The sequence below is a fragment of the Streptomyces sp. NPDC048461 genome, from assembly GCF_055587105.1.
This window is the reverse complement of the sequence record NZ_JBVJGW010000016.1, coordinates 1-23,090: the sequence shown is the minus strand read 5'-3', so window position 1 is coordinate 23,090 and position 23,090 is coordinate 1. Positions and strand designations below refer to the sequence as shown.

At 74.9% G+C, this 23,090-nt stretch carries 24 protein-coding genes and 1 pseudogene; 11 read left to right on the top strand and 14 right to left on the bottom strand.

The features are described from left to right. Positions 1-19 precede the first annotated feature (19 nt). The 3 genes from ACZ6S8_RS25550 to ACZ6S8_RS25540 all read right to left on the bottom strand — a co-directional run bounded on the left by ACZ6S8_RS25550 (position 20) and on the right by ACZ6S8_RS25540 (position 2,545). Positions 20-745 carry a ribonuclease H family protein gene (locus tag ACZ6S8_RS25550; RefSeq protein ID WP_469459449.1) on the bottom strand — a complete coding sequence of 242 codons (726 nt, stop codon included), beginning with the start codon at positions 743-745 and terminating at the stop codon, positions 20-22. A gap of 61 nt (positions 746-806) precedes the next feature. Further along, positions 807-1,580, bottom strand: a complete 774-nt coding sequence (locus ACZ6S8_RS25545; RefSeq protein WP_469459447.1) for a response regulator — start codon at positions 1,578-1,580, stop codon at positions 807-809. Beyond that, positions 1,577-2,545 carry a sensor histidine kinase gene (locus ACZ6S8_RS25540; protein WP_469459445.1) on the bottom strand — a complete coding sequence of 323 codons (969 nt, stop codon included), beginning with the start codon at positions 2,543-2,545 and terminating at the stop codon, positions 1,577-1,579. Before ACZ6S8_RS25540 ends, ACZ6S8_RS25545 begins: the two co-directional genes overlap by 4 nt. A gap of 302 nt (positions 2,546-2,847) precedes the next feature. Between ACZ6S8_RS25540 and ACZ6S8_RS25535 the strand changes: the two genes are divergently transcribed. From ACZ6S8_RS25535 to ACZ6S8_RS25515, 5 genes are all read left to right on the top strand, one after another. Further along, positions 2,848-3,333 carry a cation:proton antiporter regulatory subunit gene (locus ACZ6S8_RS25535; RefSeq protein WP_469459443.1) on the top strand — a complete coding sequence of 162 codons (486 nt, stop codon included), beginning with the start codon at positions 2,848-2,850 and terminating at the stop codon, positions 3,331-3,333. A 6-nt stretch (positions 3,334-3,339) separates the two neighbouring features. Next, positions 3,340-4,584: a cation:proton antiporter gene (locus ACZ6S8_RS25530; RefSeq protein WP_469459441.1), complete on the top strand. Its 1,245-nt coding sequence runs from the start codon at positions 3,340-3,342 to the stop codon at positions 4,582-4,584. A 239-nt stretch (positions 4,585-4,823) separates the two neighbouring features. Next, positions 4,824-5,321 carry a SigE family RNA polymerase sigma factor gene (locus tag ACZ6S8_RS25525; RefSeq protein WP_469459439.1) on the top strand — a complete coding sequence of 166 codons (498 nt, stop codon included), beginning with the start codon at positions 4,824-4,826 and terminating at the stop codon, positions 5,319-5,321. Then, complete coding sequence (locus ACZ6S8_RS25520) at positions 5,314-5,781, top strand: hypothetical protein (protein ID WP_469459437.1); 468 nt, start codon at positions 5,314-5,316, stop codon at positions 5,779-5,781. Before ACZ6S8_RS25525 ends, ACZ6S8_RS25520 begins: the two co-directional genes overlap by 8 nt. A gap of 156 nt (positions 5,782-5,937) precedes the next feature. Beyond that, a complete protein-coding gene (locus tag ACZ6S8_RS25515) occupies positions 5,938-7,149 on the top strand; it encodes a mannosyltransferase family protein (protein ID WP_469459435.1) in 1,212 nt (403 codons plus the stop codon). An 88-nt stretch (positions 7,150-7,237) separates the two neighbouring features. Here the strand turns inward: ACZ6S8_RS25515 and ACZ6S8_RS25510 are convergent, their stop codons facing one another. Continuing rightward, entirely contained in the window at positions 7,238-8,074 is an 837-nt protein-coding gene (locus tag ACZ6S8_RS25510) for a LysR family transcriptional regulator substrate-binding protein (RefSeq protein WP_469459433.1), read from the bottom strand. Positions 8,075-8,132: 58 nt separating this feature from the next. Here ACZ6S8_RS25510 and ACZ6S8_RS25505 point away from each other — a divergent pair, with 58 nt between their 5' ends. Next, positions 8,133-8,537 carry a DUF5997 family protein gene (locus ACZ6S8_RS25505; protein WP_383933370.1) on the top strand — a complete coding sequence of 135 codons (405 nt, stop codon included), beginning with the start codon at positions 8,133-8,135 and terminating at the stop codon, positions 8,535-8,537. A 97-nt stretch (positions 8,538-8,634) separates the two neighbouring features. Here the strand turns inward: ACZ6S8_RS25505 and ACZ6S8_RS25500 are convergent, their stop codons facing one another. Beyond that, the gene (locus ACZ6S8_RS25500) at positions 8,635-9,204 is read right to left on the bottom strand and encodes a 2'-5' RNA ligase family protein (protein ID WP_469459431.1); all 570 of its coding nucleotides are present in this window, start codon (positions 9,202-9,204) and stop codon (positions 8,635-8,637) included. Between the two features lie 335 nt (positions 9,205-9,539). On the opposite strand from ACZ6S8_RS25500, the gene ACZ6S8_RS25495 reads away from it, so the two are divergent. Next, on the top strand, positions 9,540-9,743 hold the full coding sequence (locus ACZ6S8_RS25495; RefSeq protein WP_267719484.1) for a cold-shock protein: 204 nt from the start codon (positions 9,540-9,542) through the stop codon (positions 9,741-9,743). A 100-nt stretch (positions 9,744-9,843) separates the two neighbouring features. On the opposite strand, the gene ACZ6S8_RS25490 is transcribed toward ACZ6S8_RS25495, so the two are convergent. The 5 genes from ACZ6S8_RS25490 to ACZ6S8_RS25470 all read right to left on the bottom strand — a co-directional run bounded on the left by ACZ6S8_RS25490 (position 9,844) and on the right by ACZ6S8_RS25470 (position 15,591). Continuing rightward, the gene (locus ACZ6S8_RS25490; protein ID WP_469459428.1) at positions 9,844-10,593 is read right to left on the bottom strand and encodes an SDR family NAD(P)-dependent oxidoreductase; all 750 of its coding nucleotides are present in this window, start codon (positions 10,591-10,593) and stop codon (positions 9,844-9,846) included. A 111-nt stretch (positions 10,594-10,704) separates the two neighbouring features. Continuing rightward, complete coding sequence (locus tag ACZ6S8_RS25485) at positions 10,705-11,886, bottom strand: anhydro-N-acetylmuramic acid kinase (protein ID WP_469459426.1); 1,182 nt, start codon at positions 11,884-11,886, stop codon at positions 10,705-10,707. After that, positions 11,883-13,199, bottom strand: a complete 1,317-nt coding sequence (locus ACZ6S8_RS25480) for an MFS transporter (RefSeq protein ID WP_469459424.1) — start codon at positions 13,197-13,199, stop codon at positions 11,883-11,885. The genes ACZ6S8_RS25485 and ACZ6S8_RS25480 overlap by 4 nt, the downstream gene beginning before the upstream one ends. Positions 13,200-13,343: 144 nt before the next feature. After that, positions 13,344-14,738, bottom strand: coding sequence for an NADP-dependent succinic semialdehyde dehydrogenase (locus ACZ6S8_RS25475; protein ID WP_469459421.1), 1,395 nt, complete (start codon positions 14,736-14,738; stop codon positions 13,344-13,346). Positions 14,739-14,859: 121 nt separating this feature from the next. Continuing rightward, positions 14,860-15,591, bottom strand: a complete 732-nt coding sequence (locus ACZ6S8_RS25470; RefSeq protein ID WP_469459419.1) for an SOS response-associated peptidase — start codon at positions 15,589-15,591, stop codon at positions 14,860-14,862. 166 nt (positions 15,592-15,757) lie between these two features. Between ACZ6S8_RS25470 and ACZ6S8_RS25465 the strand changes: the two genes are divergently transcribed. Beyond that, positions 15,758-17,125, top strand: coding sequence for an NAD(P)/FAD-dependent oxidoreductase (locus ACZ6S8_RS25465; protein ID WP_469459417.1), 1,368 nt, complete (start codon positions 15,758-15,760; stop codon positions 17,123-17,125). A 50-nt stretch (positions 17,126-17,175) separates the two neighbouring features. On the opposite strand, the gene ACZ6S8_RS25460 is transcribed toward ACZ6S8_RS25465, so the two are convergent. Next, entirely contained in the window at positions 17,176-17,415 is a 240-nt protein-coding gene (locus tag ACZ6S8_RS25460; RefSeq protein ID WP_469459415.1) for a chaplin, read from the bottom strand. Between the two features lie 198 nt (positions 17,416-17,613). On the opposite strand from ACZ6S8_RS25460, the gene ACZ6S8_RS25455 reads away from it, so the two are divergent. After that, positions 17,614-18,234: an L-threonylcarbamoyladenylate synthase gene (locus ACZ6S8_RS25455; RefSeq protein WP_469459413.1), complete on the top strand. Its 621-nt coding sequence runs from the start codon at positions 17,614-17,616 to the stop codon at positions 18,232-18,234. Positions 18,235-18,266: 32 nt separating this feature from the next. Here ACZ6S8_RS25455 and ACZ6S8_RS25450 read toward each other — a convergent pair whose 3' ends face one another. Continuing rightward, entirely contained in the window at positions 18,267-19,652 is a 1,386-nt protein-coding gene (locus ACZ6S8_RS25450; RefSeq protein WP_469459411.1) for a L,D-transpeptidase, read from the bottom strand. A gap of 408 nt (positions 19,653-20,060) precedes the next feature. Here ACZ6S8_RS25450 and ACZ6S8_RS25445 point away from each other — a divergent pair, with 408 nt between their 5' ends. Continuing rightward, the gene (locus ACZ6S8_RS25445) at positions 20,061-21,002 is read left to right on the top strand and encodes an endonuclease/exonuclease/phosphatase family protein (protein WP_469459409.1); all 942 of its coding nucleotides are present in this window, start codon (positions 20,061-20,063) and stop codon (positions 21,000-21,002) included. 81 nt (positions 21,003-21,083) lie between these two features. On the opposite strand, the gene ACZ6S8_RS25440 is transcribed toward ACZ6S8_RS25445, so the two are convergent. Further along, a complete protein-coding gene (locus tag ACZ6S8_RS25440; protein ID WP_469459710.1) occupies positions 21,084-21,590 on the bottom strand; it encodes a GNAT family N-acetyltransferase in 507 nt (168 codons plus the stop codon). Positions 21,591-21,689: 99 nt separating this feature from the next. Then, positions 21,690-21,929: pseudogene (locus tag ACZ6S8_RS25435) on the bottom strand (HflX-like GTP-binding protein); the annotation flags it as partial. Between the two features lie 231 nt (positions 21,930-22,160). Between ACZ6S8_RS25435 and ACZ6S8_RS25430 the strand changes: the two are divergent. Continuing rightward, entirely contained in the window at positions 22,161-22,928 is a 768-nt protein-coding gene (locus tag ACZ6S8_RS25430; protein WP_469459407.1) for a tyrosine-protein phosphatase, read from the top strand. Positions 22,929-23,090 lie beyond the last annotated feature (162 nt).

The following is a 23,090-nucleotide window of genomic DNA, read 5'->3' as shown; positions in this document are numbered from 1 at the left end:
GGCCGGCGGGCACCGCGGCCTACGCGTCCGGGCCGGCCGCGCCGGCCGCGGTGGCCGCCGCGCAGTCCGGGTGCCCCCAGCGCTTGCCGTTGTTGGTGATCGGCTCGCCCACCGCGTACGTCTTGCCGCACGGGCAGGTACCCGGGAACTTGGCCTTGATCGCGCGCTGTTGGCCGCGGCCCGCGGGTGCCCCCGCGGCAGGCTTCCCCCGCGACGGAGCCTTCTTCACCCGGGCGGGCGCGCTGCGGACCGGTGCGGGTTGCGGCATGTCGGTGTCGCCGAGGGCGGTGCCGGCGGCCTGCTGGGACACGGCGGCGTCGCTCGCGGCCTGGTCGGCGATGGCGTTCAGGTGGTCCCCGTCCGCGCGGTGGGCGGGCACGTACACGAACGTCGCGTCGCGGTCACCGAGCAACAGGTCGATGGCCTCGACGAGTTCGCGGTTGGCGACCGGCTGGCCCGAGGAGGTCTTCCACCCGTTGCGCTTCCAGGCGGGAAGCCACTGCGTGACCGCCTTCATGGCGTACTGGGAGTCCATGCGCACCTCGACGGACGTGCCCGGGGCCACGGCTTCCAGGAGGCGCTGGAGGGCGGTCAGTTCCCCGACGTTGTTGGTGGCACGGCCCAGTGGTCCGGCCTCCCAGCGCTCGGGCCGGCCCTCGGCGTCCGCGATGACCCAGGCCCACGCGGCGGGTCCGGGGTTCCCCTTGGCCGCTCCGTCACAGGCGGCGATGATGCGATCAGACATCCCCCGATCATGCCCCATCCCCCGCCGGGCGGACGAACCCCCGGACGATGGCCGCGGTCCGCTACGGCTCGATGAGGCCGACGCGGATCGCGTAGCGGGTCAGCTCCAGGCGGTCGCGCATGCCCAGCTTCTGGAGCAGGTTGGCGCGGTGGCGCTCCACGGTCTTGGCGCTGATGACGAGGAGGTCGCCGATCTCCTTCGAGGAGTGGCCCTCGGCGACGAGCTTGAGGATCTCCTCCTCGCGTTCGGTGATCGCGCGGGCGGGCAGGGGCTCCCCCTGGCGGGCGCGGTCGAGGTAGTTGCGGATGAGGGTGGTCTCGGCGCCGGGATAGATGAACGGCTCGTCCCGGATCGCGGCGCGGCAGGCCTCGACCAGGTCGCGGTCGGCGACGGACTTGAGGACGTAGCCGGCGGCCCCGGCCCTGAGGGCCTCGAAGAAGTACTGCTCGTTGTCGTACATGGTCAGGATGAGGATCCGCAGCCCGGGACGGAGCCGGGAGAGTTCCCGGGCGGCCTGGAGCCCCGTCAGGCGGGGCATCGCGACGTCGAGGACGGCCAGGTCGACGTCCTGGCTCCGGGCCAGGGCGATCGCCTCGGCCCCGTCACCGGCCTCGGCGACCACGGTCAGGTCCGGCTCTGCGTCCAGGATGAGCTTCACACCGCGCCGTACGAGGGCGTGGTCGTCGGCGAGCAGGACGCGGGTCGGCGGCCGCCCCGCGGCCGCCCCGGACCCCGGTGCGGCCCACTGCCCCGCCGCGGTCGCCCGGTCCGCTGCGGCGGCCCCGTCCCGACCGGTGGACCCGTCCCCGCCGGTCTCGTGTTCCGGTGTCGTCATCGCCGTTCCCTCCCCGCCGCGCCCGCGGGCACGTCCAGCCGTACGTCGGTGCCCCCGCGCGGGCCGGCAGCGGGACCGATGGCGAGGTCGGCGCCGATCAGGAGGGCGCGTTCGCGCATCCCCTGGATGCCCGCTCCCTCGGCGGCCCGGCGAACGCCCCTGCCGTCGTCCCGTACGAGCAGCCGCACCGCGCCGGCGGGGCCTCGCGTCAGGTGCACCTCGACCTCGGTCGCTTCCGCGTGCCGGGCCGCGTTGGTCAGCGCCTCCTGCGCCACGCGGTAGAGCACGAGTTCGGCGTCCTCGTCCAGCGGGGGCAGTCCGGGGGCGATGACGTGGCGCACGGCCAGCGACCCGGTGGTGAACTCCGCCGTGAGGGCCCGCAGGGCACTGTGCAGCCCGAGCTCCGCCAGGATGCCGGGACGCAGGCGGCGGGCGATGCGGCGGATCTCGTCCAGGCTGGTGCGCGTGGCCTCCTGGACCTGGTGCAGGTCGTCGCGCAGCCCCTCCGGGGCGCGGTCGGACGCGTACTTGAGCTGGAGCAGCACCGCGGTGAGGGTCTGGCCGACCTCGTCGTGGAGTTCCTGGGCGATGCGCCGCCGCTCGGCCTCCTGCGCGGACAGGGCGCGGGCACTGCTGGTCGCCCGTTCCGCCTCCAGCCGGCCCAGCATCGCGTTGAACGCGGTGGTCAGCTCGGCCATCTCGCCCGCGCCCGTCATCGGGGCCGCCCGGCTCCCCGGGCGCAGCAGGTCGACGGCGGTCATGGCCCGGGTCAGCCGGCCGAGCGGGGCGAGGCCGATGCGCAGCAGGGCGGCGTTGGCGATCAGCATGGCCGCCAGCCCGGCGCCCAGGACGACGGCCTCGCCGTGCAGCACGGGGGTGGACACCGTGACGGGGCCGAGGAGCAGGAGGACCGCCGCCACCAGGACGGCGGCGTTGAGGAGGAAGATCCGCCAGTACAGCGACATGTCCTGCCCTCCCTGCGTGTCCCGCGGGCCCTCCGCGGGCCGGCCTCGTCCTCCGGCGGCGCGGCGCACCCCCATCCCCCACTATCCACACTGTGCGCCGGGCCGCATGCCGTGACCTGCGTCGGACCCGTTCCCACGGCAACCCTGCCGGTCGGTCCCGATCTTGTCCATCCGTGCTGACACCCATATCCCGCCGCTCGCACGGGATGACACCATGGACCCGCGCCGGGGCCGGTTCCTGCCGCGCGCCGGCCCGGCGCCGCACCACCAAGTCGAACAGAAACAAGAGGGGGGACAGAGCTGTGCCTGCTCCACGGATGAGCACCACACCGCTGCCCGGCATCGGTGTCCAGTACGACCTCACGACCCGCGAGCACCGGCACCTGTCGGTGGTCGCGCACCGGGACGGAACCCGGACGGTGAACGTCTACCGCTCCGACGACCCCGACGCCTGTGCCCAGTCGCTGCACCTGACCGGCCCGGAGACGGCCTCGCTGATCGATGCGCTGATGCCCGCGCACCACAGCCCCAACGTCCTGCACACCACCGACCTCGGGCTGGTCGCCGAACGGATCGAACTGTCGGCCCATTCCCACTGGAACGGACGGGTACTGGGCGAGACCCGGATGCGCACCGAGACCGGAGTCTCCGTGGTGGCCGTACTGCGCCGCGCCGAGGCCCGGCCCTCGCCCGCGCCCGACTTCCGCCTCGCCGGCGGCGACACCCTCATCGTCATCGGCACCCGCGAGGGCGTCGACGCGGCCGCCGCGATACTCGGACGGGAGTGAGCGCCTGTGCACTCCGCTGTCTTCCTGATCGAGTTCGGTGCGATCATCCTCGGCCTCGGCCTGCTGGGCCGGCTCGCCGGCCGCTTCCACTTCTCCCCGATCCCGCTGTACCTGCTCGCCGGGCTGGCGTTCGGTACCGGCGGGCTGCTGCCGCTGGGCGCCAGTGAGGAGTTCGTGGCGATCGGCGCCGAGATCGGCGTCATCCTGCTGCTGCTGATGCTGGGCCTGGAGTACACCGCCAGCGACCTGGTCTCCAACCTCAAGACCCAGTATCCGGCCGGGCTCGTCGACTTCGCCCTCAACGCCGTACCGGGTGCGGTCGCCGCACTCCTGATGGGCTGGGGCCCCGTCGCCGCCGTCGTCCTGGCCGGCGTCACCTGGATCTCCTCCTCCGGCGTCATCGCCAAGGTCATGGGAGACCTCGGCCGCGTCGGCAACCGCGAGACCCCCGTCATCCTCAGCATCCTGGTCCTCGAGGACCTGGCCATGGCCGTCTACCTGCCGATCATCACCGCACTGCTCGCCGGTGTGAGCCTCGCCGCGGGCAGCCTCACGCTCGCCATCGCCCTCGGCGTCGCGGGTGCGGTGCTGTTCGTGGCGGTCCGGTACGGACGGCTCATCTCCCGGTTCGTCTCCAGCGAGGACCCCGAGAAGCTGCTGCTGGTCGTCCTCGGCCTCACCCTGCTGGTCGCCGGTGTCGCCCAGCAGCTCCAGGTGTCCGCCGCCGTCGGCGCGTTCCTCGTCGGCATCGCCCTGTCCGGTGAGGTCGCCGAGGGTACGCACACCCTGCTCAGCCCGTTGCGCGACCTGTTCGCCGCCGTGTTCTTCGTCTTCTTCGGCCTGCACACCGACCCGGCCAGCATCCCGCCCGTCCTCCTCCCCGCCCTCGCGCTCGCGGTCGTCACCGCGGGCACCAAGATCGCGACAGGCTACTGGGCCGCCCGGCGCGCCGGAATCGGCGTCAAGGGGCGCTGGCGGGCCGGCGGCACCCTCGTCGCCCGCGGCGAGTTCTCCATCGTCATCGCGGGACTCGCCGTCTCGGCCGGCATCGAACCGGCTCTGGGACCGCTGGCGACCGCCTACGTCCTCATCCTCGTGGTCATCGGACCGCTGACCGCCCGCTACACCGAACCCGTCGCCGCCTGGGTCTCCGCGCGGCGGGCGCCCGCGGAGCCCCTGCTCGCGGCCGTGCCCTCTCCGGCCACCTCCCCCGAGGCGGTGCAGGACCCGGACCCGGCGGGCCGTACCTGACCCTCGGGACGGGCGGGTCCGCCGGACCCCGGCCCGAGGGCCGGACGGCGGAGCAGACCAGTGGGGCGTGCGGTGACGACCGCACGCCCCACCGGTGCGTCCGGGCCCGGGACGGTCGCGTGTCCCTCCGGCGCCGGTGTGACGCCACTCACAAGACTTCTCCGCGTCCGGTGTCAACCGGACGCGGTGCGGCGGGCGTATGCCCACCGAGAGGGATTCATGAATGCGGGAGTGAGTTTTTGACCGTCGAGGAGTTCGAAGAGTTCTACGCGCAGGCGGCGGGACGGCTGACCGGACAGCTGTACGTCATGCTCGGCGATCACCACGAGGCACAGGACGTGGTGCAGGAGGCGTTCGTCCGGGGGTGGGGGCGGCGCAGGCAGCTGGACGTCGAAGGACGGCCGGAGGCCTGGATCCGCACCGTCGCCTGGCGGCTCGCGGTGAGCCGGTGGCGCGTGCGCCGCCGCACCGCCGACGCCTGGGAGCGCACCGCTCCCGCGGCGTACGTGGAGGGGCCGGGACCGGAGGCGGTGGCTCTCGTGGAGGCGCTGCGGCACCTCCCCCTCAAGCAGCGCCGGACGCTGGCCCTGCACTACGTGTGCGATCTGACCGTCGAACAGATCGCCGCGGAGACCTCCCTGTCCGCGAGCACGGTCAAGACCCACCTGACGCGGGGCCGGGCCACCCTCTCCCGCCATCTGCAGGACCCCCGTATCGAGGAGGATCCCGATGCCTGACACCAACGATCCCCTGCGGTCGCTGTTCCAGGAGGCGGCTTCCGCCGGACAGCCCGGGACGGCCCTCCCTCCCGTCTCGGAGATCGCCCGGCGCGGTGAGCGGGTACGGCGCCGCCGGGTCGCCGGCCTGGCGGTCGCGGCCTGCCTCGTCCTCGCGGGTTCGGGCGCCGCGCTGGCGTCCCTGCTGCCCGAGAACGGGGGCGGGAACCTGCCGGCGACCACCCCCTCGGCGCCGGCCCCGTCCCTCCTGCCGACCCCGGGGCCCACGTCGGCCCGGCCCCCGCAGCCGGCCTCGTCGACGCCCGGACCTCCCCCGGCCACGACCGCGGGGCCGTCCTCCTCCCGGACCTCGGTGAACCCGCCGTCCGGGACGTCGACCGTGCCGCCTCCCGCCCGCACCACCGAGCCGGCCCTGCCGACCGGAACCGCGCCGAACACGGGATTCTCCTCGACCCCCTGAACCGCTCCACCCGGTGATCCCGGCGCACCCGTGAATCCCCGGCAGCCCCTACAGCCCCGGTAGCCCCGCAGGCACCCGCTCCACCACCCGCGCACCGCGGCCGCACACCGCCGGCCGGCGGTCCGGCGCGCCCTCAGCCGATCAGGAGACCCCGCCATGTCCGTTTCCGCCCCGCCCCGGCCCGTCGGGGTCGCCCCCGCCCCCGCTCCGGGCGGACGGCCCGCCGGCCGGCGGCTCCCGCGGCTGGACGCCGCCGACCGGGAGGTGCTGTGGCTGTACGCGCTGACCCGCACGGGGCTCTGGATCACCGCCTGGGCCGTGCGCTGGCTGTTCCCCTCCGACGGCGGGCGCCGCGAGCCGGCAGGGCTGCTCGCGCCCTGGCAGCAGTGGGACTGGCAGCACTACCTCTCCATAGCCAGGGAGGGCTACTTCCCCGACGGCGCCGGGCCCTGGACGCAGGGCTGGGACAACCGCGAGGCCTTCTTCCCCGGCTTCCCCCTGACCCTGCGCGCCGTGCACGCGGTCGTGCCCGACTGGGCCGCCGCCGGGCTGCTCGTCTCCTTCGTCGCCGGCGGCGTGGCCGTCCTGGCCCTGGCCCGGATCGCCCGCCGCCAGCTGGGCGACCTGGACGCGGGCCGCCGTACGGTGATGTTCCTCCTGCTCTCGCCCTGTGCGGTGTTCCTGGCCGCCGGGTACACCGAGTCGCTGTTCCTGGCCCTGGCCCTGCCCGCCTGGCTCGCGGCGCTGCGCGGGAACTGGCGGGCCGCCGCGGTGCTGACCTGCCTCGCCTGCTCGGTCCGGGTCACCGGGCTCTTCCTCGCCGCCGCGCTCGTCCTGCAGTTCGTGCTGACCGCGAAGGACCGGGCCGGCCGGCGCCGGGCCCCGTGGCTGTTGCTGCCCGCGCTCGCCCCGGTGCTCTACGGCTGGTTCCTGTCCGCCCGCACCGGGGACTGGATGGCCTGGAAGCACGCCCAGGAACGCGGTTGGTACCGGGACTTCCACGCCCCCTGGGAGGCCTGGTCCCACACCTGGGAGGCCGCCTTCCAGCGCACCCAGGCCACCGGGTACGCGGTGATGTGGCAGGCCGAGCTGCTCGCGATGCTGGTCGGCCTCGCGCTGCTGGTCGTGCTGGTGCGCCGGCGCCGGCTGCCCGAGGCGCTCTACACCGCGCTGACGCTGTGGGCGCTGGGAACCTCGTACTGGTACACGTCGATCCCCCGCTCCACCCTCCTGTGGTGGCCGCTGTGGATCGCCCTGGCCGGGTGGAGCCTGCGGCGGCCGCGGGTGCAGGCGGCGTACGTGTACGTGGTGGCGCCGGTCGGCGTCGTGGTGGCCGTGACCTTCCTGACCGGCCGCTGGGCCGGCTGACCCCGGCCGCCCCCGGCGGAACGCACGGCGGGGCGGGTCCCGGCCGTCCGGTACCCGCCCCGCCACTGCGCCCAGCGGGCTCCGCGGCCTACGACCTGCCGCGGGGCTTGCCCCGCTTGGCCCCGCCCTTGCCGCCCTTGGCCGCGCCCGCGCCGCCGGAAGCGCCCCGGGGGTTCTTGCCGGCCGGCTTGCCCGACCTGCCGCCCGCCGACTTGCCGGCCGTCGCCTTGCCGCCGCCGGTCCTGCCGCCCGCCGGCTTGCCCTGGGTACCCCCCGCCGCGGCCCGCTTGCCCTTGGGCTGCGGCGGCGTCGGCGGCCGGCCGCGCGTGCTGTTGACGGTCCGCCCGCGGACGATCCCGATGAACTCCTCCACCAGGTCGGTGGTCGCCTCCTGCGGCCAGGACAGCCCGACGCGCGACTCCGGAACGTCCGAGACGGGCCGGTAGGTGAGGTCACGGCGGTGGTGCAGGCGGGCGAGCGACTGCGGGACGACGAGTACGCCCACGCCCGCAGCGACCAGCTCGACGGCGTCCGCCGTCGTCTCGGGGCGCTCGATCGCGGGGCGCCCCGGCGGGCTCTCCCAGTCCAGGGTGTCGTCGAGGGGGTGCAGCACCAGTTCGTCGGCCAGGTCCGCGGCGGAGACCTGCTCGACCGCCGCGATGAGGTGGTCCTTGGGGATCACCACGACCGTGGTCTCGGTGTAGAGCGGGATCGCGCTGAGGTCCTCGCCGTCGACGGGCAGGCGTACGAATCCGGCGTCAGCGCCACCCGCCCGCAGGACGCCGAAGGCCTCGTCGACCGCCGCCGCGACGAGGGTCAGCGGAACGTCGGGCAGCCGCTCGTTCCAGATCCTGACCCACTTGGTGGGTGTCACGCCCGGAACGTAGGCGAGGCGGAACGATGGGGTTACTTCCGAGCCTGTCACCCGGCCAGATTACCCGGCGTGGTCAGAGGTAGCGCACACGCTCGATACTCTTGACACCATGACGTCGCACCAGAGCCCCCAGACGATGAAGCCCGCGACCGCGGCGAAGAAGCTGGGCGTGTACCTCGAGGCCACCCCCGCAGAGTTCCAGGAGGGTGTCGTCTCGCGCACCGAGCTGAGTGCGCTGCAGTCCGACCCGCCCCAGTGGCTGCAGGACCTGCGGCGCAACGGGCCGCACCCCCGGCCCGTGGTCGCCGCGAAGCTGGGTGTCTCCATCGCGGGCCTCGCCCGCGGCGGGGTCACCGAGGCCCTCACCACCGAGCAGATCGAGGCCCTGAAGACCGAGGGTCCCGAGTGGCTGGAGAAGGAGCGCGCCACGCAGGCCGATGTCCGCAAGGAGACGGTCCGCATCAAGGAGAAGAACGCGGAGCGCGCGGCGAAGGCCGGCCAGAAGGACGCCTGATCCTCCCCTGAGGACCCGGAACGCACAGCAGCACGCCCGGAGGGGCGGCGGAAACCCGTACGGGGGTCCCGCCGCCCCTCATCCGTTTCCGCCGTTCTCAGGTGTGCTCCCCGGCTCCCGGAGGGCCGGACGGAACCTCGTCGCCGAGGGGGAAGACCGCGCGCTCCTGCCACGTCGTTCCGTCGTGGGCCATCAGGACGACCGACGTGATGCGGGAGGCGATGGGCAGCCGGCCGAGGAGGCCGGCTTCGATCTCGTCCGCGGTGGCGGCGTCCTGCCCCTGGGCGATGGTCAGGTGGGGGATGATCTCGGTGAACCGGCCTCCGTAGGGCGGGGCTTCGGGCCACCGGGCGACGACGGCCTCCGTGAGCCTGCGCAACGGGTCGGCCGGTTCGGGGGCGAGGTACAGCACCTCGGGGAGCCGTCCGCACGTCCGGAACCGCAGGTCGAAGGCGCGGTGGCCGGCCACGATCCCGGCCAGGGCGCCGATCACCTCCGCGTCGAGGCGGCTCTCGTCGAGGAAGGGGAACAGGACGGTGACGTGGGCCGGCACCCCGTCGTGCGCCGAGGGGTCGAGCCGCTCGCGCCACCCGCGGACGGCGGGTTCGGCCTCCGGGACCCGCACGATGAGTCCCGTCTGTCCTGCCTGAAACGTCTGAGAGCTCATCGCCTGCCCGGTGTTCACGTGGAGGGCGACGGCGTTGCCGCCGTCGTGCGGACCGGTACCGAGCGTACGACCCCGGACCGCTCTGCACGGCCGGACCGGCGGGTAGACGGCTCCCCGCTCCCCCGCCCCGGGCGGTGCGGGCACCGCGCTGCCCGCCGGGTTCCTGCCGGATGGGGTGGATCTGTTCGGTCCAGGGACCAGGAGAATCCCACAAGACCGTTCCCCGCGGGTGTAGTTGCTGCCGTCCCCGGGGAGTAGTGGGGCGGGTGGTCCGTGAGACGGCGCCCGCGGCGGCCCGAGCCCGGTCCGCTCGACGAATGACCAGAGGGGCGAGCATGGCCAGTGGCACCGTGAAGTGGTTCAACTCCGAAAAGGGCTTCGGCTTCATCGCCCAGGACGGGGGCGGACCGGACGTCTTCGCCCACTACTCCAACATCTCCGGCAACGGATACCGCGAACTGACCGAGGGCGAAACGGTGTCGTTCGACATCACGCAGGGCCAGAAGGGCCCCCAGGCGGAGAACATCATCCGCGCCTGAGCCCCAGCCCCGCCCCGCTCGACGACGGCGCCCGCACCGGACGGTGCGGGCGCCGTCGCGTTCCCGAAGGGCGGGGCCGCGGGCGGCTCTCCCGGGCCCGCTACAGGCCTCCGGCGACGCGGAGGACCGCGCCCGTCGTGTACGAGGCGTCGGCGGAGAGCAGCCAGGACACGGCGCCGGCGATCTCGTCCGGCTGTCCGGCCCGGCCCATCGGGATGCGGGGCGCCACCTGGGCGGGTCGCTGCGGGTCCTCGTGGAAGTCCGTCCACACGGTGCCCGGGGCGACGCAGTTGACGCGGATCCCGTCGGCGGCGACCTCCTTGGACAGGCCCACGGTCAGGGCGTCGACGGCCGCCTTGGCCGCGGCGTAGTGCACGTACTGGCCGGGGGCGCCGAGCGTGGCCGCGGCCGAGGAGATGTTGACGACGGCTCCGCCGCCGGTGCGCGCCATGTCGCGGACGGCGCGCCGGGCGCAGAGCAGGTAGCCGAGCACGTTGACGTCGAGGGCGCGGCGGAGGCCGGCCGCGTCGGCTTCGGCCAGCGGGCCGTTGGGGCCGCTGACGCCGGCGTTGTTGACGAGGCCGGTGACGGGGCCGAGCAGGGCGGCGGTGTCGAAGAGGCGGTCGACCGCGGTCTCGTCTGCGGTGTCGACGCGGACGGTGCTGCAGCGGCGGCCCGCGTCCCGGACGATCCCGGCGACCTGCTCGGCGGCCCGGTCGTCGCGGTGGTAGCCGAGGACGACGTCGTGGCCGTCGGCCGCGAGGCGCGCGCAGATCGCGGCGCCGATGCCGCGGCTGCCGCCGGTGACGACGGTGACGGGCTGCCGGTCGGTGACGGGCTGCTGGTCCACGGGGGGTCTCCGTCCGCTCGCCCACGGCCCGGCGGGCGTGATCGCCGGTTCATCCTACGGCCGGGCCGCACGGCAGACGCGTGGCAGGCCGGTCGGTTGCGGCGGCCGCCCTCACCCCCGGCCCACCAGGAGGGAGACCGGCGCCCGCGAGGGCACCGGGGGCAGGCGCAGGGGGCGCGGGCCGGGGGTGAGCGAACCGAGCACGCGCGGACCGCGCGCTCCGGTGCACTCGGGGGCGTTGCCGGGAAGGCCGTGCAGGGTGAGGAAGCCGAGGACGGCGAAGGCGTACGCCTCCTTCTCGGCGGCGGGCAGTCCGAGCGCGCCGGAGTCCAGCAGGGTCGTTCCGGCGGCCAGTTCCTCGCGCAGCATCGCCATCAGGACGGGGTTGCGGGTGCCGCCGCCGGAGGCGACGACCTCGGTGGCCCCGAGCGGGCGCAGCGCGTCGGCGACGGTGCGGGCGGTGAGACGGGTGAGCGTGGCGAGCAGGTCGGGCGCCGTGAGGGAGCCGAAGCCGTCCAGGGCCGTGCGCAGGTAGCCCGGGTGGAACAGCTCCTTGCCGGTCGTCTTGGGGGCGGGCAGCCGGTAGTACGGCTCGTCGAGCAGTCGCCGCAGGAGCGGGGCGTGGACCCGGCCTGCGGCCGCCAGGGTCCCGTCGTGGTCGTAGCCGGCGCGCCCGGAGGTCGCCGCGTGGACGGCCGCGTCCATGAGGGCGTTGCCGGGGCCGGTGTCGAAGGCGACCGGAGGGCCCGTCGCGGGGAGGGCGGTGAGGTTGGCGATGCCGCCGATGTTCAGGGCGGCGGGAACTCCCGGGCGGCCGCGCAGCAGCATCGTGTCGATCAGGCTGACGAGCGGGGCGCCCTGCCCGCCGGCGGCGACGTCGCCGGGGCGGAAGTCGGAGACGACCGGGCAGCCGGTGGCTTCGGCGATCCAGGCGGGCCGGCCGAGCTGGAGGGTGCCGTGGACCCGGCCGTCGGAGGCCCAGTGGTAGACGGTCTGGCCGTGGGAGGCGATCAGCTCGGCGCGGCCCCCGCACAGTTCGCGGTCGGCGCGGACGGCGAGGGCGGCGAAGGCCTGTCCGATGCGGGTGTCGAGGCGGCACACGTCGGCCAGGGTGGTGGGCGAGGGGGGCAGGGCCGCGGCGAGGGCGCGGCGCAGGGCGTCGTCGTACGGGGCGCTGACCATGCCGAGCGGGTCCAGGCGCAGGGTGTCGCCCGCGTCGTCGAGCGTGAGTTCCGCGGCGGCGGCGTCGACGGCGTCGTGGGAGGTGCCCGACATCAGGCCGACGACCTTCACCGCAGCGGCCGGAGGTGGTCGTCGCCGCGCAGGGTCGCCAGGGCCGCCGCGCTGAGGGCGCAGGCGCCGGCGGCGTAGTACGCGGGGATGTCGGCGGATCCGGTGAGGTCGGTCAGGGTGGTGATGACGAGGCCGGCGCAGCCGGCGAAGACCGCGTTGGCGAGGGCGTACGCCACTCCGAGCCCGGTGCACCGTACGCGTGCGGGGAACATCTCCGCGAGCATGGCGGGCCCGGGCCCGGCGAGCAGGCCGACAGCGGCGCCCGCGCAGACCAGGGCGGCCGCCTTGGCGGGCGCGGAGGTGCCGGGGTCCTGGAGCAGGTGGAGCAGGGGCAGGGCGAACAGGGCGACGGCGAGGGCGCCGCAGAGCATCACGGGGCGGCGGCCGACCCGGTCGCTGAGCGCTCCGGCGGGGAGGATCGACGCGGCGAAGCCGAGGTTGGCGAACGTGGTGGCGATGAGGGCCTCCCGGAAGGACGCGCCGAGCGTGGACTGGAGGTAGGAGGGCAGGACGACGAGGAAGGTGTAGCCGGCCGCCGACCAGCCGGCGATCCGACCGATGCCGAGCACGACGGCGCGGGCGGTCGCCCCGGCGGTGGGCCGGGCGCCGGCCCCGGGGGTTCCCGGACCGGGGATGGCCGCCGCGGGCGGTTCCACGAGTCCGGTGCGCAGCCACAGGGCGGCCAGCCCGAGCGGCAGGGCGAGCAGGAACGGGACGCGCCAGCCCCATGCGTGCAGGGCGGCCGGTGGGAGGAGCGTGGCCAGCAGCGCGGCCGTCCCGGCACCGCCGAGCAGCCCGAGCGCGACGGTGAAGGACTGCCAGGCGCCGTAGCGCCCGCGCCGCCCGGGCGGCGCGGATTCGGTCATCAGGGCCACGGCGCCGCCGAACTCCCCTCCGGCGGAGAGGCCCTGGAGGGCGCGCAGCAGGGTGAGCAGCCAGGGAGCGGCCGCGCCCGCCGTCGCCTGGGTCGGGAGGAGTCCGATCAGGGTGGTGGCGGACGTCATGAGACAGATGACGAGGATCAGGACGGGGCGGCGGCCGACGCGGTCGCCGAGCCGGCCGAACAGCAGGGCGCCGGCGGGCCGGAAGAAGAAGGCCAGCGCGAAGGAGGCGTACGTGGCGATCAGCGGCCCGGCGCCGCCCGCACCCGCCCCGGTCGCGGGGGTGAAGAAGTGCGCGGCGATGACCGTGGCGAAGCAGCCGTACACGCCGAACTCGTACCACTCGACGAAATTGCCGACCGCGCCGGCGAGCAGCACCCGGCGCGGGCGGGTGGCGGCGGGCGGCGCGGAGCTCGCCACGGAGGGGGTCACCCGTGCTGGCTGCCCGTTCCGGGCGGCCGGGATGCCCGGCGGGCCCCGGGTTCAGCAGATCGGCCCCGGGTTGCGGGTCGGTAGCGGGCGGCGTCCTTGGCTCCGGCGGACACGGCGGACACGGCGGACACGGCGGGCTTGCGGTCAGGCGCCCGAGCGCCACACCGTGGTCGCGTTGCAGAACTCGCGGATGCCGTGCCCCGACAGCTCGCGTCCGTACCCGGACCGCTTGACGCCGCCGAAGGGCAGTGCGGGGTGGGAGGCGGTCATGCCGTTGACGAAGACCCCGCCGGCCTGGATGTCGCGGACGCAGGCCTCCACGTCCGCGTCGTCGGCGGTCCAGACGCTGGAGCTCAGGCCGAAGGGCGTGTGGTTGGCGCGTTCGATCGCCTCGTCCAGGCTGCCGACGCGGTAGAGCGTGGCGACCGGCCCGAAGGCCTCCTCCTGGTCGATGCGCATGGCCGCGGTGACGTCGGCGAGGACCGTGGGCTCGTGGAACCAGCCGGCCTCCCGTCCCGGGGGCCGGCCGCCCCCGCACAGGACCGCGGCGCCTTGGCGCACGGCGTCCTCGACGAGTTCTTCCAGGTCGGCGCGGCCCTGCTCGGTGGCGAGCGGGCCGACGTCGGTGGACTCGTCCATCGGGTCGCCGACGGTGAGCGCGGCCATGGCCGCGGTGAACCCGGCGGCGAACTCGTCGTACACGTCGGTGTGCACGATGAACCGCTTCGAGGCGATGCAGGACTGGCCGTTGTTCTGCACGCGCGCGGTGACGGCGGTCTTGACGGCCCGGGCGACGTCCGCGGAGGGCAGGACGACGAAGGGGTCGCTGCCGCCCAGTTCCAGGACGGTCTTCTTGATCTCGTCCCCGGCCACGGAGGCGACCGCCCGGCCGGCCGGCTCGCTGCCCGTCAGCGTCGCGGCGGCGACGCGGCCGTCGCGCAGGACCCGCTCCACGCCGTCGGAGCCGATCAGGAGGGTCTGGAAGCAGCCGCGGGGGAAGCCGGCCCGGTGGAACAGGTCGCCCAGGTAGAGCGCCGTCTGCGGCACGTTGGAGGCGTGCTTGAGCAGGCCCGTGTTGCCGGCCATCAGCGCGGGCGCGGCGAACCGTACGACCTGCCAGAGCGGGAAGTTCCACGGCATGACGGCGAGGACCACCCCGAGCGGCCGGTAGCGGACGAGTACGGAGTCGGCCCCGGAGTCGCGGACGTCGCTCTCGGCGGGGTGCTCGTCGGCGAGCAGCGACTCGGCGTGCGCGGCGTACCAGCGCATGGCCTTCACGCACTTGGCGGCTTCGGCGCGGGCCGCCGCGAGGGGTTTGCCCATCTCGGTGGTCATGGTCCGCGCGATGTCCTCGTTGTCCGCCTCCAGCAGGTCGGCCGCCCCGAGCAGGAGGGCGGACCGCTCCGCGAAGCCGGTGGTGCGGTAGTCGGCGAACGCCGCGGCGGCCTCGGCGAGGCACTGCTCGACCTCGTCGGGGCCCTGGGCCCTGAAGGTGCGCAGGGTCTCGCCGGTGGCGGGATTCACGGTGGCGATGGGCATGGCTCGGTTCCTCCCTGGGGGCGGGCTCGCCTCCCGACCCTCCCCCGGCGGCCGCTCGCCCGCAACGCGAGGGTGGTGCGGCCCGGTGCGGGTCTCCCCGGGCCCGACCGGCCGCGACCGGTCAGGAGGGGTCGTGCAGCAGCTCGGGGCCGTTGTTGCGCACGTCGTTGACGGCGGTGGAGACCGCGCGCACGTTCAGGCGGCCCGCGGCCGGCGTGCCGAGCAGGGCGCGGAGCTCGTCCGGGTCCTGGTGCGCGGGGTCGAGCCAGGCCTCGTAGTCGGCCGGCGCGATGGCGAGCGGCATGCGGGGGTGGACGCGGCCGGCCGCGTCGGCCGCTTCGGTGGTGATGATCGTGCAGGTGGTCCACCAGGCCGCCGGATCGTCGTCGTCCGCCACCGTCTTGTCGCGCCAGAACTCGTACAGGCCCGCCATGGCCAGCACGGAGTCGTCCTCGGGCGTGATGAAGTAGGGCTGCTTGTACGCCTTCGCCGTGTCCGTGGCCGGGACGGGCTCCCACTCGTAGAAGCCGTCCGCGGGGAGCAGACAGCGGCGTTTGGCGAAGGCACGGCGGTAGGCGGGCTTCTCGTGCACGGTCTCCGCCCGCGCATTGATCATCTTGGCCCCGGTGTCCGGTCGCTTCGCCCAGGAGGGGACCAGTCCCCAGCGCAGCGGCCGCAGTCCCCGCTCCACGACGCCGGTCGCGCGGTCGGGGCGCTCCAGGACGGCCCACACCGGGTCGGTCGGGGCGACGTTCCAGCTGGGCGCGAGGGTTTCCTCGGGGTCAAGGCGGGTGACCCCGAACAGGTCGGCGAGGTCGCCCGGGCCCCGGGTGGAGGCGTATCGGCCGCACATGCCCTCCACTGTCCCACGGGGAGCGGCGCCGGGCCGTCGGAACGCGGAAGCCGGGGTCGTATACGCGGCCGTTCGGGTTTCCCGTGTGCAGAGCGCTCCGGACGGGGAAGGGGCGCGGTGACCGGTCCGGCCCGATCACCGGGCCGCCGGAGAGAGGACGGACACCGTGACACGACCGAGGATTCTCGTGGTGGGCGCCGGCTTCGCCGGAGTGGAGTGCGTCCGCAGGCTGGAACGCCGGCTGACACCGCAGGAGGCGGACATCTCCCTCGTCACGCCGACCTCCTACCAGCTGTACCTGCCGCTGCTGCCCCAGGTGGCGTCCGGCGTGCTGACCCCGCAGTCCATCGCCGTCTCGCTGCGGCGCAGCAGCCGGCACCGCACCCGGATCGTGCCCGGGGGCGCGATCGGCGTGGATCCGGTGGCGAAGGTCTGCGTCATCCGCACGATCACCGGCGAGGTGACCGAGCAGGAGTACGACCACCTGGTGCTGGCGCCGGGCAGCGTCACCCGTACGTTCGACATTCCCGGGCTCGTCGAGCACGCGCGGGGCATGAAGACCCTCGCCGAGGCCGCCTACCTGCGCGACCACGTCATCGCACAGCTGGACCTGGCCGACGCCAGCCAGGACGAGGCGGAGCGCGCCTCCCGGCTGTGCTTCATCGTGGTCGGCGGAGGGTACGCGGGCACCGAGACGGCCGCCTGCCTGCAGCGGCTGACCCACCAGGCGGTGAAGCGCTATCCGCGCCTCGACCCCCGGCAGATCAGCTGGCACCTGCTGGACCTGGCTCCCAAACTGATGCCCGAGCTCGGAGACTCCCTCGGGAAGGCCGCCCTGGAGATCCTGCGGCGGCGCGGGATCGAGGTCTCCCTCGGGGTGAGCGTCGCGAAGGCGGGCCCGGACGAGGTGACCCTGACGGACGGACGGGTGCTGCCGAGCCGGACGCTGATCTGGACGGCCGGAGTGGCCGCGAGCCCGCTGGTCGCGACCCTGGGCGCGGAGACCGAGCGGGGGCGCCTGGTGGTGACCCCCGAGCTGACCGTTCCGGGGGCTCCCGGGGTCTTCGCCCTGGGCGACGCCGCCGCGGTCCCGGACCTCGCGTCGGGCAAGGACGGCGCGATCTGCCCGCCGACGGCGCAGCACGCGCTGCGGCAGGGCCGCACCCTCGCCGACAACCTGATCGCGACGCTGCGCCGGCAGCCGCTGCGGCCGTACTCCCACCGGGACCTGGGGCTCGTGGTCGACCTCGGCGGCACGGACGCCGTGTCCAAGCCGCTGGGCATCCCGCTGCGCGGTCTTCCGGCGCAGGCGGTGGCCCGCGGGTACCACTGGTCGGCGCTGCGGACGAACGTGGCCAAGACCAGGGTGCTGACGAACTGGATGCTGAACGCGGTGGCCGGGGACGACTTCGTCCGCACCGGTTTCCAGCGGACCCGGCCGCCGAGCCTGCGGGAGTTCGAGTACACGGACTCCTACCTCACTCCCGCCGAGGTGCGGGCCCACACGGCGGCCCTGCGGTCGTCCGCGGGATGAGGGTGCGGCCCGCCCCCGCCGGTGGCGGGGGCGGGCCGGGACGCGCCGGGTCAGGCGTTGACGCAGGTGTTGCCGAAGGCCGGGTTCAGCAGGCCGACCACATTGGCGCTGTTGCCGCACACGTTGATCGGGATGTGCACCGGGATCTGGACCACGTTGCCCGAGAGGACACCCGGCGAGCCGACGGCGACGCCCTCGGCCACGGAGTCCGCCGAGGCCGCGGACGCCCCGCCCAGGACCACGAGACCGGCTGCCAGGGCGAGACCCGCACTCTTCCAAACACGCGACACGTGACTTCTCCTCGCTACTGCCGTGGCGGCGCCGCAGCACCGCACGGCCCCGGCAGGGGCCGACACCGCACCTTCGGCGGCCGGGACGGTCCGGACGGGGACCCCGCGGCCCGTTTCCCCCGAACGAATGCCGCCGGCTCCACTGTTCGGCGGCAGTCGGCGTGCCGGGTACGGCGCCGGGTCCCGTAGGCTCGGCGGATGGCGAAGTACTTCGACGTGCACCCCGACAACCCCCAGCAGCGCACCATCGGCGGCGTGGCTGACCTCATCCGATCCGGCGCGCTCATCGCGTATCCGACGGACTCCTGTTTCGCGCTGGGCTGCGGCCTCGGCAACCGGGACGGCATCAACCGGATCCGGTCCATCCGCAACCTCGACGACCGTCACCACTTCACCCTGGTGTGCCAGAACTTCGCGCAGCTGGGCCAGTTCGTGAACTTCGACAACGACGTCTTCCGCGCGATCAAGGCGGCGACCCCGGGAAGTTACACCTTCATCCTCCCGGCGACGAAGGAGGTGCCGCGCCAGCTGCTGCACCCCAAGAAGAAGACCGTCGGCGTCCGCATCCCCGACCACGTCGTCACGCAGGCCCTGCTCGCCGAGCTCGGCGAGCCGCTGCTCTCCAGCACCCTGCTGCTGCCCGACGAGGACGAGCCCCTGACCCAGGGCTGGGAGATCAAGGAACGGCTCGACCACGTGGTGGACGCCGTCGTCGACTCCGGCGACTGCGGCACCCAGCCGACCACGGTGGTCGACTTCTCCGGCGGCGAGGCCGAGATCGTGCGCCGCGGGGCCGGCGACCCCTCGCGGTTCGAGTAGCCGGACGGGGCCGGGCGCGGGCCCGGCCCGGTTCAGGTCGTGGGGTGCAGGCGGGCCGGTGCGGGCGGCGGGTCCGCCCGGCGGGCGTCGGCACCGGCCAGGGCGCTGCCCGCGAGCCAGCTGCGCCAGTCCAGGTTCCAGTCCCCGAAGCCGTTGGCGAAGGGGTCCATCTCCTCGCCGCCGCTGTTGACCACCTCGACGACGTCGCCCTCGCGGACCGTGTGGAAGAACCAGGCCGCGTCCTGCGTGCTCATGCCCGTACAGCCGTGGCTCACGTTCTCCTCGCCCTGCGCCTCGACGGACCAGGGCGCGGCGTGCACGTACTCCCCGCTCCAGGTCACCCGGGTCGCGTAGAGGACGGGCAGGTCGTAGAACTCCTTGGTGCCGCGCTTGATGCCGATGGAGTCCCCGCGCATGCGGACCTTGTACTCCTTGCGCAGCACGACCTTGATGCCGCTGCGGGTCAGGAAGCCGGCCTTGCCCGTCGTGACGGGGATCGTCCGGACGACCTGCCCGTTGCGGCGCACCGTCATCCGGTGGGCGGCGGCGTCGGTGACGGCCTCGATCCGGTCCCCGACGGTGAACGCAAGCCCCTCGGAGGGTCCTCCGTGGAGGCCGTCGCCGACCTGGACCCCGTCGAGTCCGCTGCGGACGCTGACGACCGCGTGGGCGGGCCAGTACGTGCGGGGCCGGAAGTGCAGGGTCGATTCGTCGACCCAGTGCCACGCCCCTTCGACCTGGGGCTCGGAGGTCACCTGGAGCGCCTGTTCCAGCCTGGCGCGGGCCAGGACGTCGCCGGCGGGGACCGGGTGGCTGAGGGCGGCGGTCACGATCTGCCCGGCGCCGTACGTTCCCGGGCGGGGTCCGAAGGCGACCGTGAGCCGTCCCCCGTCGGCGGGCGGCGCGGTCCGGAAGTGCAGGGTGGCCGCGACGGGGGTCCCGGCCGCGTCCTGCGCGCCGACCCTCAGGGTGTAGGACTCCCCGGCCCGAAGCGGTTCGGTGTTCAGCCAGCGCCGGCCCTCCTGGGTCAGCTCCCCCGCGAGGTGACGGCCGCGGCCGTCCCGTACGGTCACGTCGGTGAGCAGGCCCTGGTCCGCGAGGCCGATCTCCAGCGGCGCTCCGGCGTCGGTGGGCAGGGCGTCCGCCCGGGCCGCGCGGGCGGCGTCGCCGAGCGGCGGGCGGGGCAGTACGGACGCCACCCCGGCCGCGGTGGCCAGCACCCGCTGCTCCCGCCAGCGCTTGCACAGCGCGGGCCGGAACGTGTGCACGGCGCACCAGCCGTCGGCGTCCCGGCTCCCGTCGTCGAGGGCCCTGCCGACGAGCAGGGTGACCGTCGCCTCGCGCTGCGCGCGGCCGGCGGCTCCGTCCGCGGGGGCCGGTCCGGTGGCCCGGCCCGGGGCCGCGGCGACGAGCAGCATGACCCCCGTGGCCGCGGCGGCCGCGCCCCAGGCGCGGGTGCGGCGCGGCCGGGCCGGCCGGCGCCGTCCCTCCGGCCGTCCCGGTTCTTGCGTCCGGCCCGGTTCCTCCGGCCGGCCCGGTTCTTGCGTCCGCTCCGTCCCGGCCCGTTGCGTTCGTCGCGTTCCTTGCGTTCGTGACATGGCTGCGCAGCACTCCCAGATCTCACACGGCCGGATACCGGCATCAAAACGATCGGGAGCCAAAATGATGATCATGAACTCGGTCTTGCGGCCGAACGGGCCCGCCAAATGAACTCGTACGGCGCACACCCGAGCCGTCCGACGGGAACCCGATCACCCGCCCACGCGTCGTAAGCGGCGTTCGAGGCGAATGAGCGGAAGCCGGAGCGGGGGCGGGGCGTGCGCGGCATGCGGGGTGAAGGGTCCCGGCCGAGGGGACGGGCGCTCGCCGCGTCCGCCGTGCTGACGGCCGCACTGCTGGCGTTCCACTCCGCCGTGCCGAACGCCGCGGGCCGGACCGGCAGCCTGCTGGAGGCGTTCCTGCCCTGGCTCGGGGTGGTGGTCCCGGTGCTGGCCGGGCTCGCGCTGTGGCGCCGCTCGGCGACCGCGGCCGTGGCCGTGGCGCTGCCGGCGGCGGTGTGGACGTACCTCTTCGGCGGACTGCTGCTTCCGGCCGAGCGGGCGGCGGGCGACCTCGTCGCGGTCCAGCACAACGTCGGCGACGAGAACCCCGACCCCGCGGGCACGGCGCGCGCGCTGGCCGCGGCGTCGCCCGAGCTGATCGCCCTGGAGGAGCTGACGCCCGCCGCGCTGCCGGTCTACGCGTCGGTCCTGGCGGCCGGCTACCCCCACCACGCGGTCGAGGGCACCGTCGGGCTCTGGTCGAAGTACCCGCTGACGGGCGTACGGCGCCTGGACATCCGGCCGCGGGGCATCGGGGAGGGCTGGAACCGGGGGCTGCGGTCCTCGGTCCGCACGCCGCACGGCGAGATCGCGGTGTACGTGGCCCACCTGCCGTCGGTCCGCCTCGGGGTGCGCGGCTTCGGCTCCGCGCCGCGGGACGAGAGCGCCGGGCTGCTGGGCGCGGCCGTCGCGGCCGAGCGGCTGGACACCGTGGTCCTGCTCGGCGACCTCAACGGCACCGTGGACGACCGCGGGCTCGCCCCGGTCACCTCGCGCCTGGGCGCCCCGCGCCGGGGGCTCGCCTTCAGCTGGCCCGCGGCGTTCCCCGTCGCGCGCATCGATCAGGTCCTGGCCCGCGCGGCGACGGTGCACGACGTGCGGACCCTGCCGGCCACGGGCAGCGACCACCTGCCGGTCGCCGCCCGCATCCGGATCGGCGGCCCGTGACCGCGCCCCGGTCCGGCGACCCGGGGCGCGCGGACGCGGTCGCAGCGGACGGGGTCACAGCGTGCGGGCACACCGTGCGGGTCACACCGTGCGGCGCATGCAGACGCGCGGCCACCGGTCGAGGCCGTGTGCCGCTTCCTGCGCGCGGATCCTCCGCAGACCCGGGGTGAGCTCGTCCTCGGCCAGCCGCCGGAACCCGCAACGGGCGTAGTACGGGGCGTTCCAGGGGACGTCCGTGAACGTGGTCAGGGTCAGTGCGGGCGCCCCCTCCGCGCGGGCCCGCGCGGCGAGGTGCTCCAGCAGCGAGCGGCCCACGCCGCGGCGGGCGTACGCCGGATGCACCGACACCTGCTCGACGTGCAGGCTCCCGTCCACCCGGTCGGCGATCAGGTAGGCGACGGGCGGGCCGGTCCCGTCGACGGCCGCCCAGGCCAGGCCGGCCCGTTCGTAGCGGGCAAGCTCGCCGATGGGCAGCGGCTCGTCATCGGCGATCTCCGGCATGCCGACGTCCCGGAAGCAGAGGCCGGCGGCCCGCTCGATGTCCTGGAGGAGGGGCAGTTCGTCGCCGCGTACCGCGCGCACGCGCATGGGGCGTTCTCCCGGAGGTCGGTTCGGGTCCGGTCGGACGGGCGGTCGGCGGTCGGGGGCCGCGAGGAACTCCGCGAGGCTCAGTGCGGGACATCCCAGGAGCTCTGAGAGCACGTCCCGCTGCAAGGGCGTCAGCGGGTTCAGGAAGATCACCGCGCCGGCACCGGTCCGAGCCGCAAGCGCGCCGGTCTCGCGAACCTTCCCGGAACCGATGAGCGTGCGCGGCGAGAACGGGAGCGTCATCTTCCGCACTCCGCCGGCCGACACCCCGCGGCGCTGCACCACGCGGGCCACCACCCGGGCCCCCCGCGCCTCGACCGCGGCGGAGGCCTCCGCCATGAGCGTGGCGAACGCCTTCTCCTTCGCGGAGAAGAAGCCCGCGATCACCACGTCCGCGCCCGGGACCACCACCGGGCCGGGAGCGCTGCGCGCGGTCCCCTCGCGCCGACGGCCGTGGCGTCCCGGGCGGGGGACCGAGCGGCGGTCGCGTCTGCGGTACGTGTGCACGCCGCACACCCTAGGCGGGCCGCCCAGGGCGGGCACGTCGATTTCCCTCGTAGGGTACCGGGGGTGAACCGACACATACCTTTCGAACGGCTCCACAACTTCCGTGACCTGGGCGGTTATCCCACCGCGGACGGCCGAACGGTGCGGTGGGGGCTGCTGTTCCGGTCCGACTCGCTCGGCAAGCTGGAGGGCGACGACTGGGAGCGCTTCCTCGGCCTGGGCATCGAGACCGTCATCGACCTGCGCTACCCGTGGGAGATCGAGGCCAAGGGCCGGGTGCCGGGGCATCCGTCGTTCGCCTACCACAACCTCAGCGTCGAGCACCGTCCTTACGACCAGGCCGCCCTCGGCCCCGACGTGGAGCCGGGCCCCTACCTCGCCGAGCGCTACGCGGAGGTCGCGCACGACGGGGTGGCCGAACTCCGCCGGGCCCTTGCGGTACTGGCGTACCAGGACGGTCCCGCGGTCTTCCACTGCGCGTCCGGGAAGGACCGCACGGGACTGCTGGCCGCGCTGGTGCTGGCCCTGTTGGGCGTCTCCGAGCAGGACATCGTGGCCGACTTCGCGCTCACCGGGCTCGCCACCGACCGGCTCCTCGACGACTGGCGGGCCGGCCACCCGGGCCGTACCCCGGTCTGGCCCGGGTACGGCCGCGCTCCCGCCGAGGTGATGAGCCTGTTCCTCGCGGCCCTGGCCGCGGAGCACGGCTCGGTGCGCGCCTACGCGACGGACCTGCTCGGCGCCGACGCCGCCCTCGTCGAGGCGCTGCGCGTCCGCCTGCTCGAACCCGCGACCGGGGTTCCTCCACAAGGGGATCACCCGGAGCGCTGAGCACCGCCCGGCGGGTTTCCCCGACGGTCGGGCGGGGGCGGGGGGGGGGGGGGGGGGGGGGGCCCCCCCCCCCCCCCCCGGCCCGCCCCCCCCCCCCCCCCCCCCGGGGCCCGCCCCCCCCGGGGGGGGGGGTGCCCCCCCCCCGCGGCCACCCACCCCCCC

Bases quoted from the DNA above. Each gene is read 5' to 3' on its own strand.
- ACZ6S8_RS25470 (WP_469459419.1), bottom strand. From the start codon at position 15,591: ATGTGCGGCCGATACGCCTCCACCCGGGGCCCGGGCGACCTCGCCGAC.
- ACZ6S8_RS25445 (WP_469459409.1), top strand. From the start codon at position 20,061: ATGCGGGGTGAAGGGTCCCGGCCGAGGGGACGGGCGCTCGCCGCGTCC.
- ACZ6S8_RS25440 (WP_469459710.1), bottom strand. From the start codon at position 21,590: ATGCGCGTGCGCGCGGTACGCGGCGACGAACTGCCCCTCCTCCAGGAC.
- ACZ6S8_RS25520 (WP_469459437.1), top strand. From the start codon at position 5,314: ATGCCTGACACCAACGATCCCCTGCGGTCGCTGTTCCAGGAGGCGGCT.
- ACZ6S8_RS25455 (WP_469459413.1), top strand. From the start codon at position 17,614: ATGGCGAAGTACTTCGACGTGCACCCCGACAACCCCCAGCAGCGCACC.
- ACZ6S8_RS25450 (WP_469459411.1), bottom strand. From the start codon at position 19,652: ATGCTGCTCGTCGCCGCGGCCCCGGGCCGGGCCACCGGACCGGCCCCC.
- ACZ6S8_RS25540 (WP_469459445.1), bottom strand. From the start codon at position 2,545: ATGTCGCTGTACTGGCGGATCTTCCTCCTCAACGCCGCCGTCCTGGTG.
- ACZ6S8_RS25475 (WP_469459421.1), bottom strand. From the start codon at position 14,738: ATGCCCATCGCCACCGTGAATCCCGCCACCGGCGAGACCCTGCGCACC.
- ACZ6S8_RS25550 (WP_469459449.1), bottom strand. From the start codon at position 745: ATGTCTGATCGCATCATCGCCGCCTGTGACGGAGCGGCCAAGGGGAAC.
- ACZ6S8_RS25505 (WP_383933370.1), top strand. From the start codon at position 8,133: ATGACGTCGCACCAGAGCCCCCAGACGATGAAGCCCGCGACCGCGGCG.
- ACZ6S8_RS25500 (WP_469459431.1), bottom strand. From the start codon at position 9,204: ATGAGCTCTCAGACGTTTCAGGCAGGACAGACGGGACTCATCGTGCGG.
- ACZ6S8_RS25515 (WP_469459435.1), top strand. From the start codon at position 5,938: ATGTCCGTTTCCGCCCCGCCCCGGCCCGTCGGGGTCGCCCCCGCCCCC.
- ACZ6S8_RS25545 (WP_469459447.1), bottom strand. From the start codon at position 1,580: ATGACGACACCGGAACACGAGACCGGCGGGGACGGGTCCACCGGTCGG.
- ACZ6S8_RS25495 (WP_267719484.1), top strand. From the start codon at position 9,540: ATGGCCAGTGGCACCGTGAAGTGGTTCAACTCCGAAAAGGGCTTCGGC.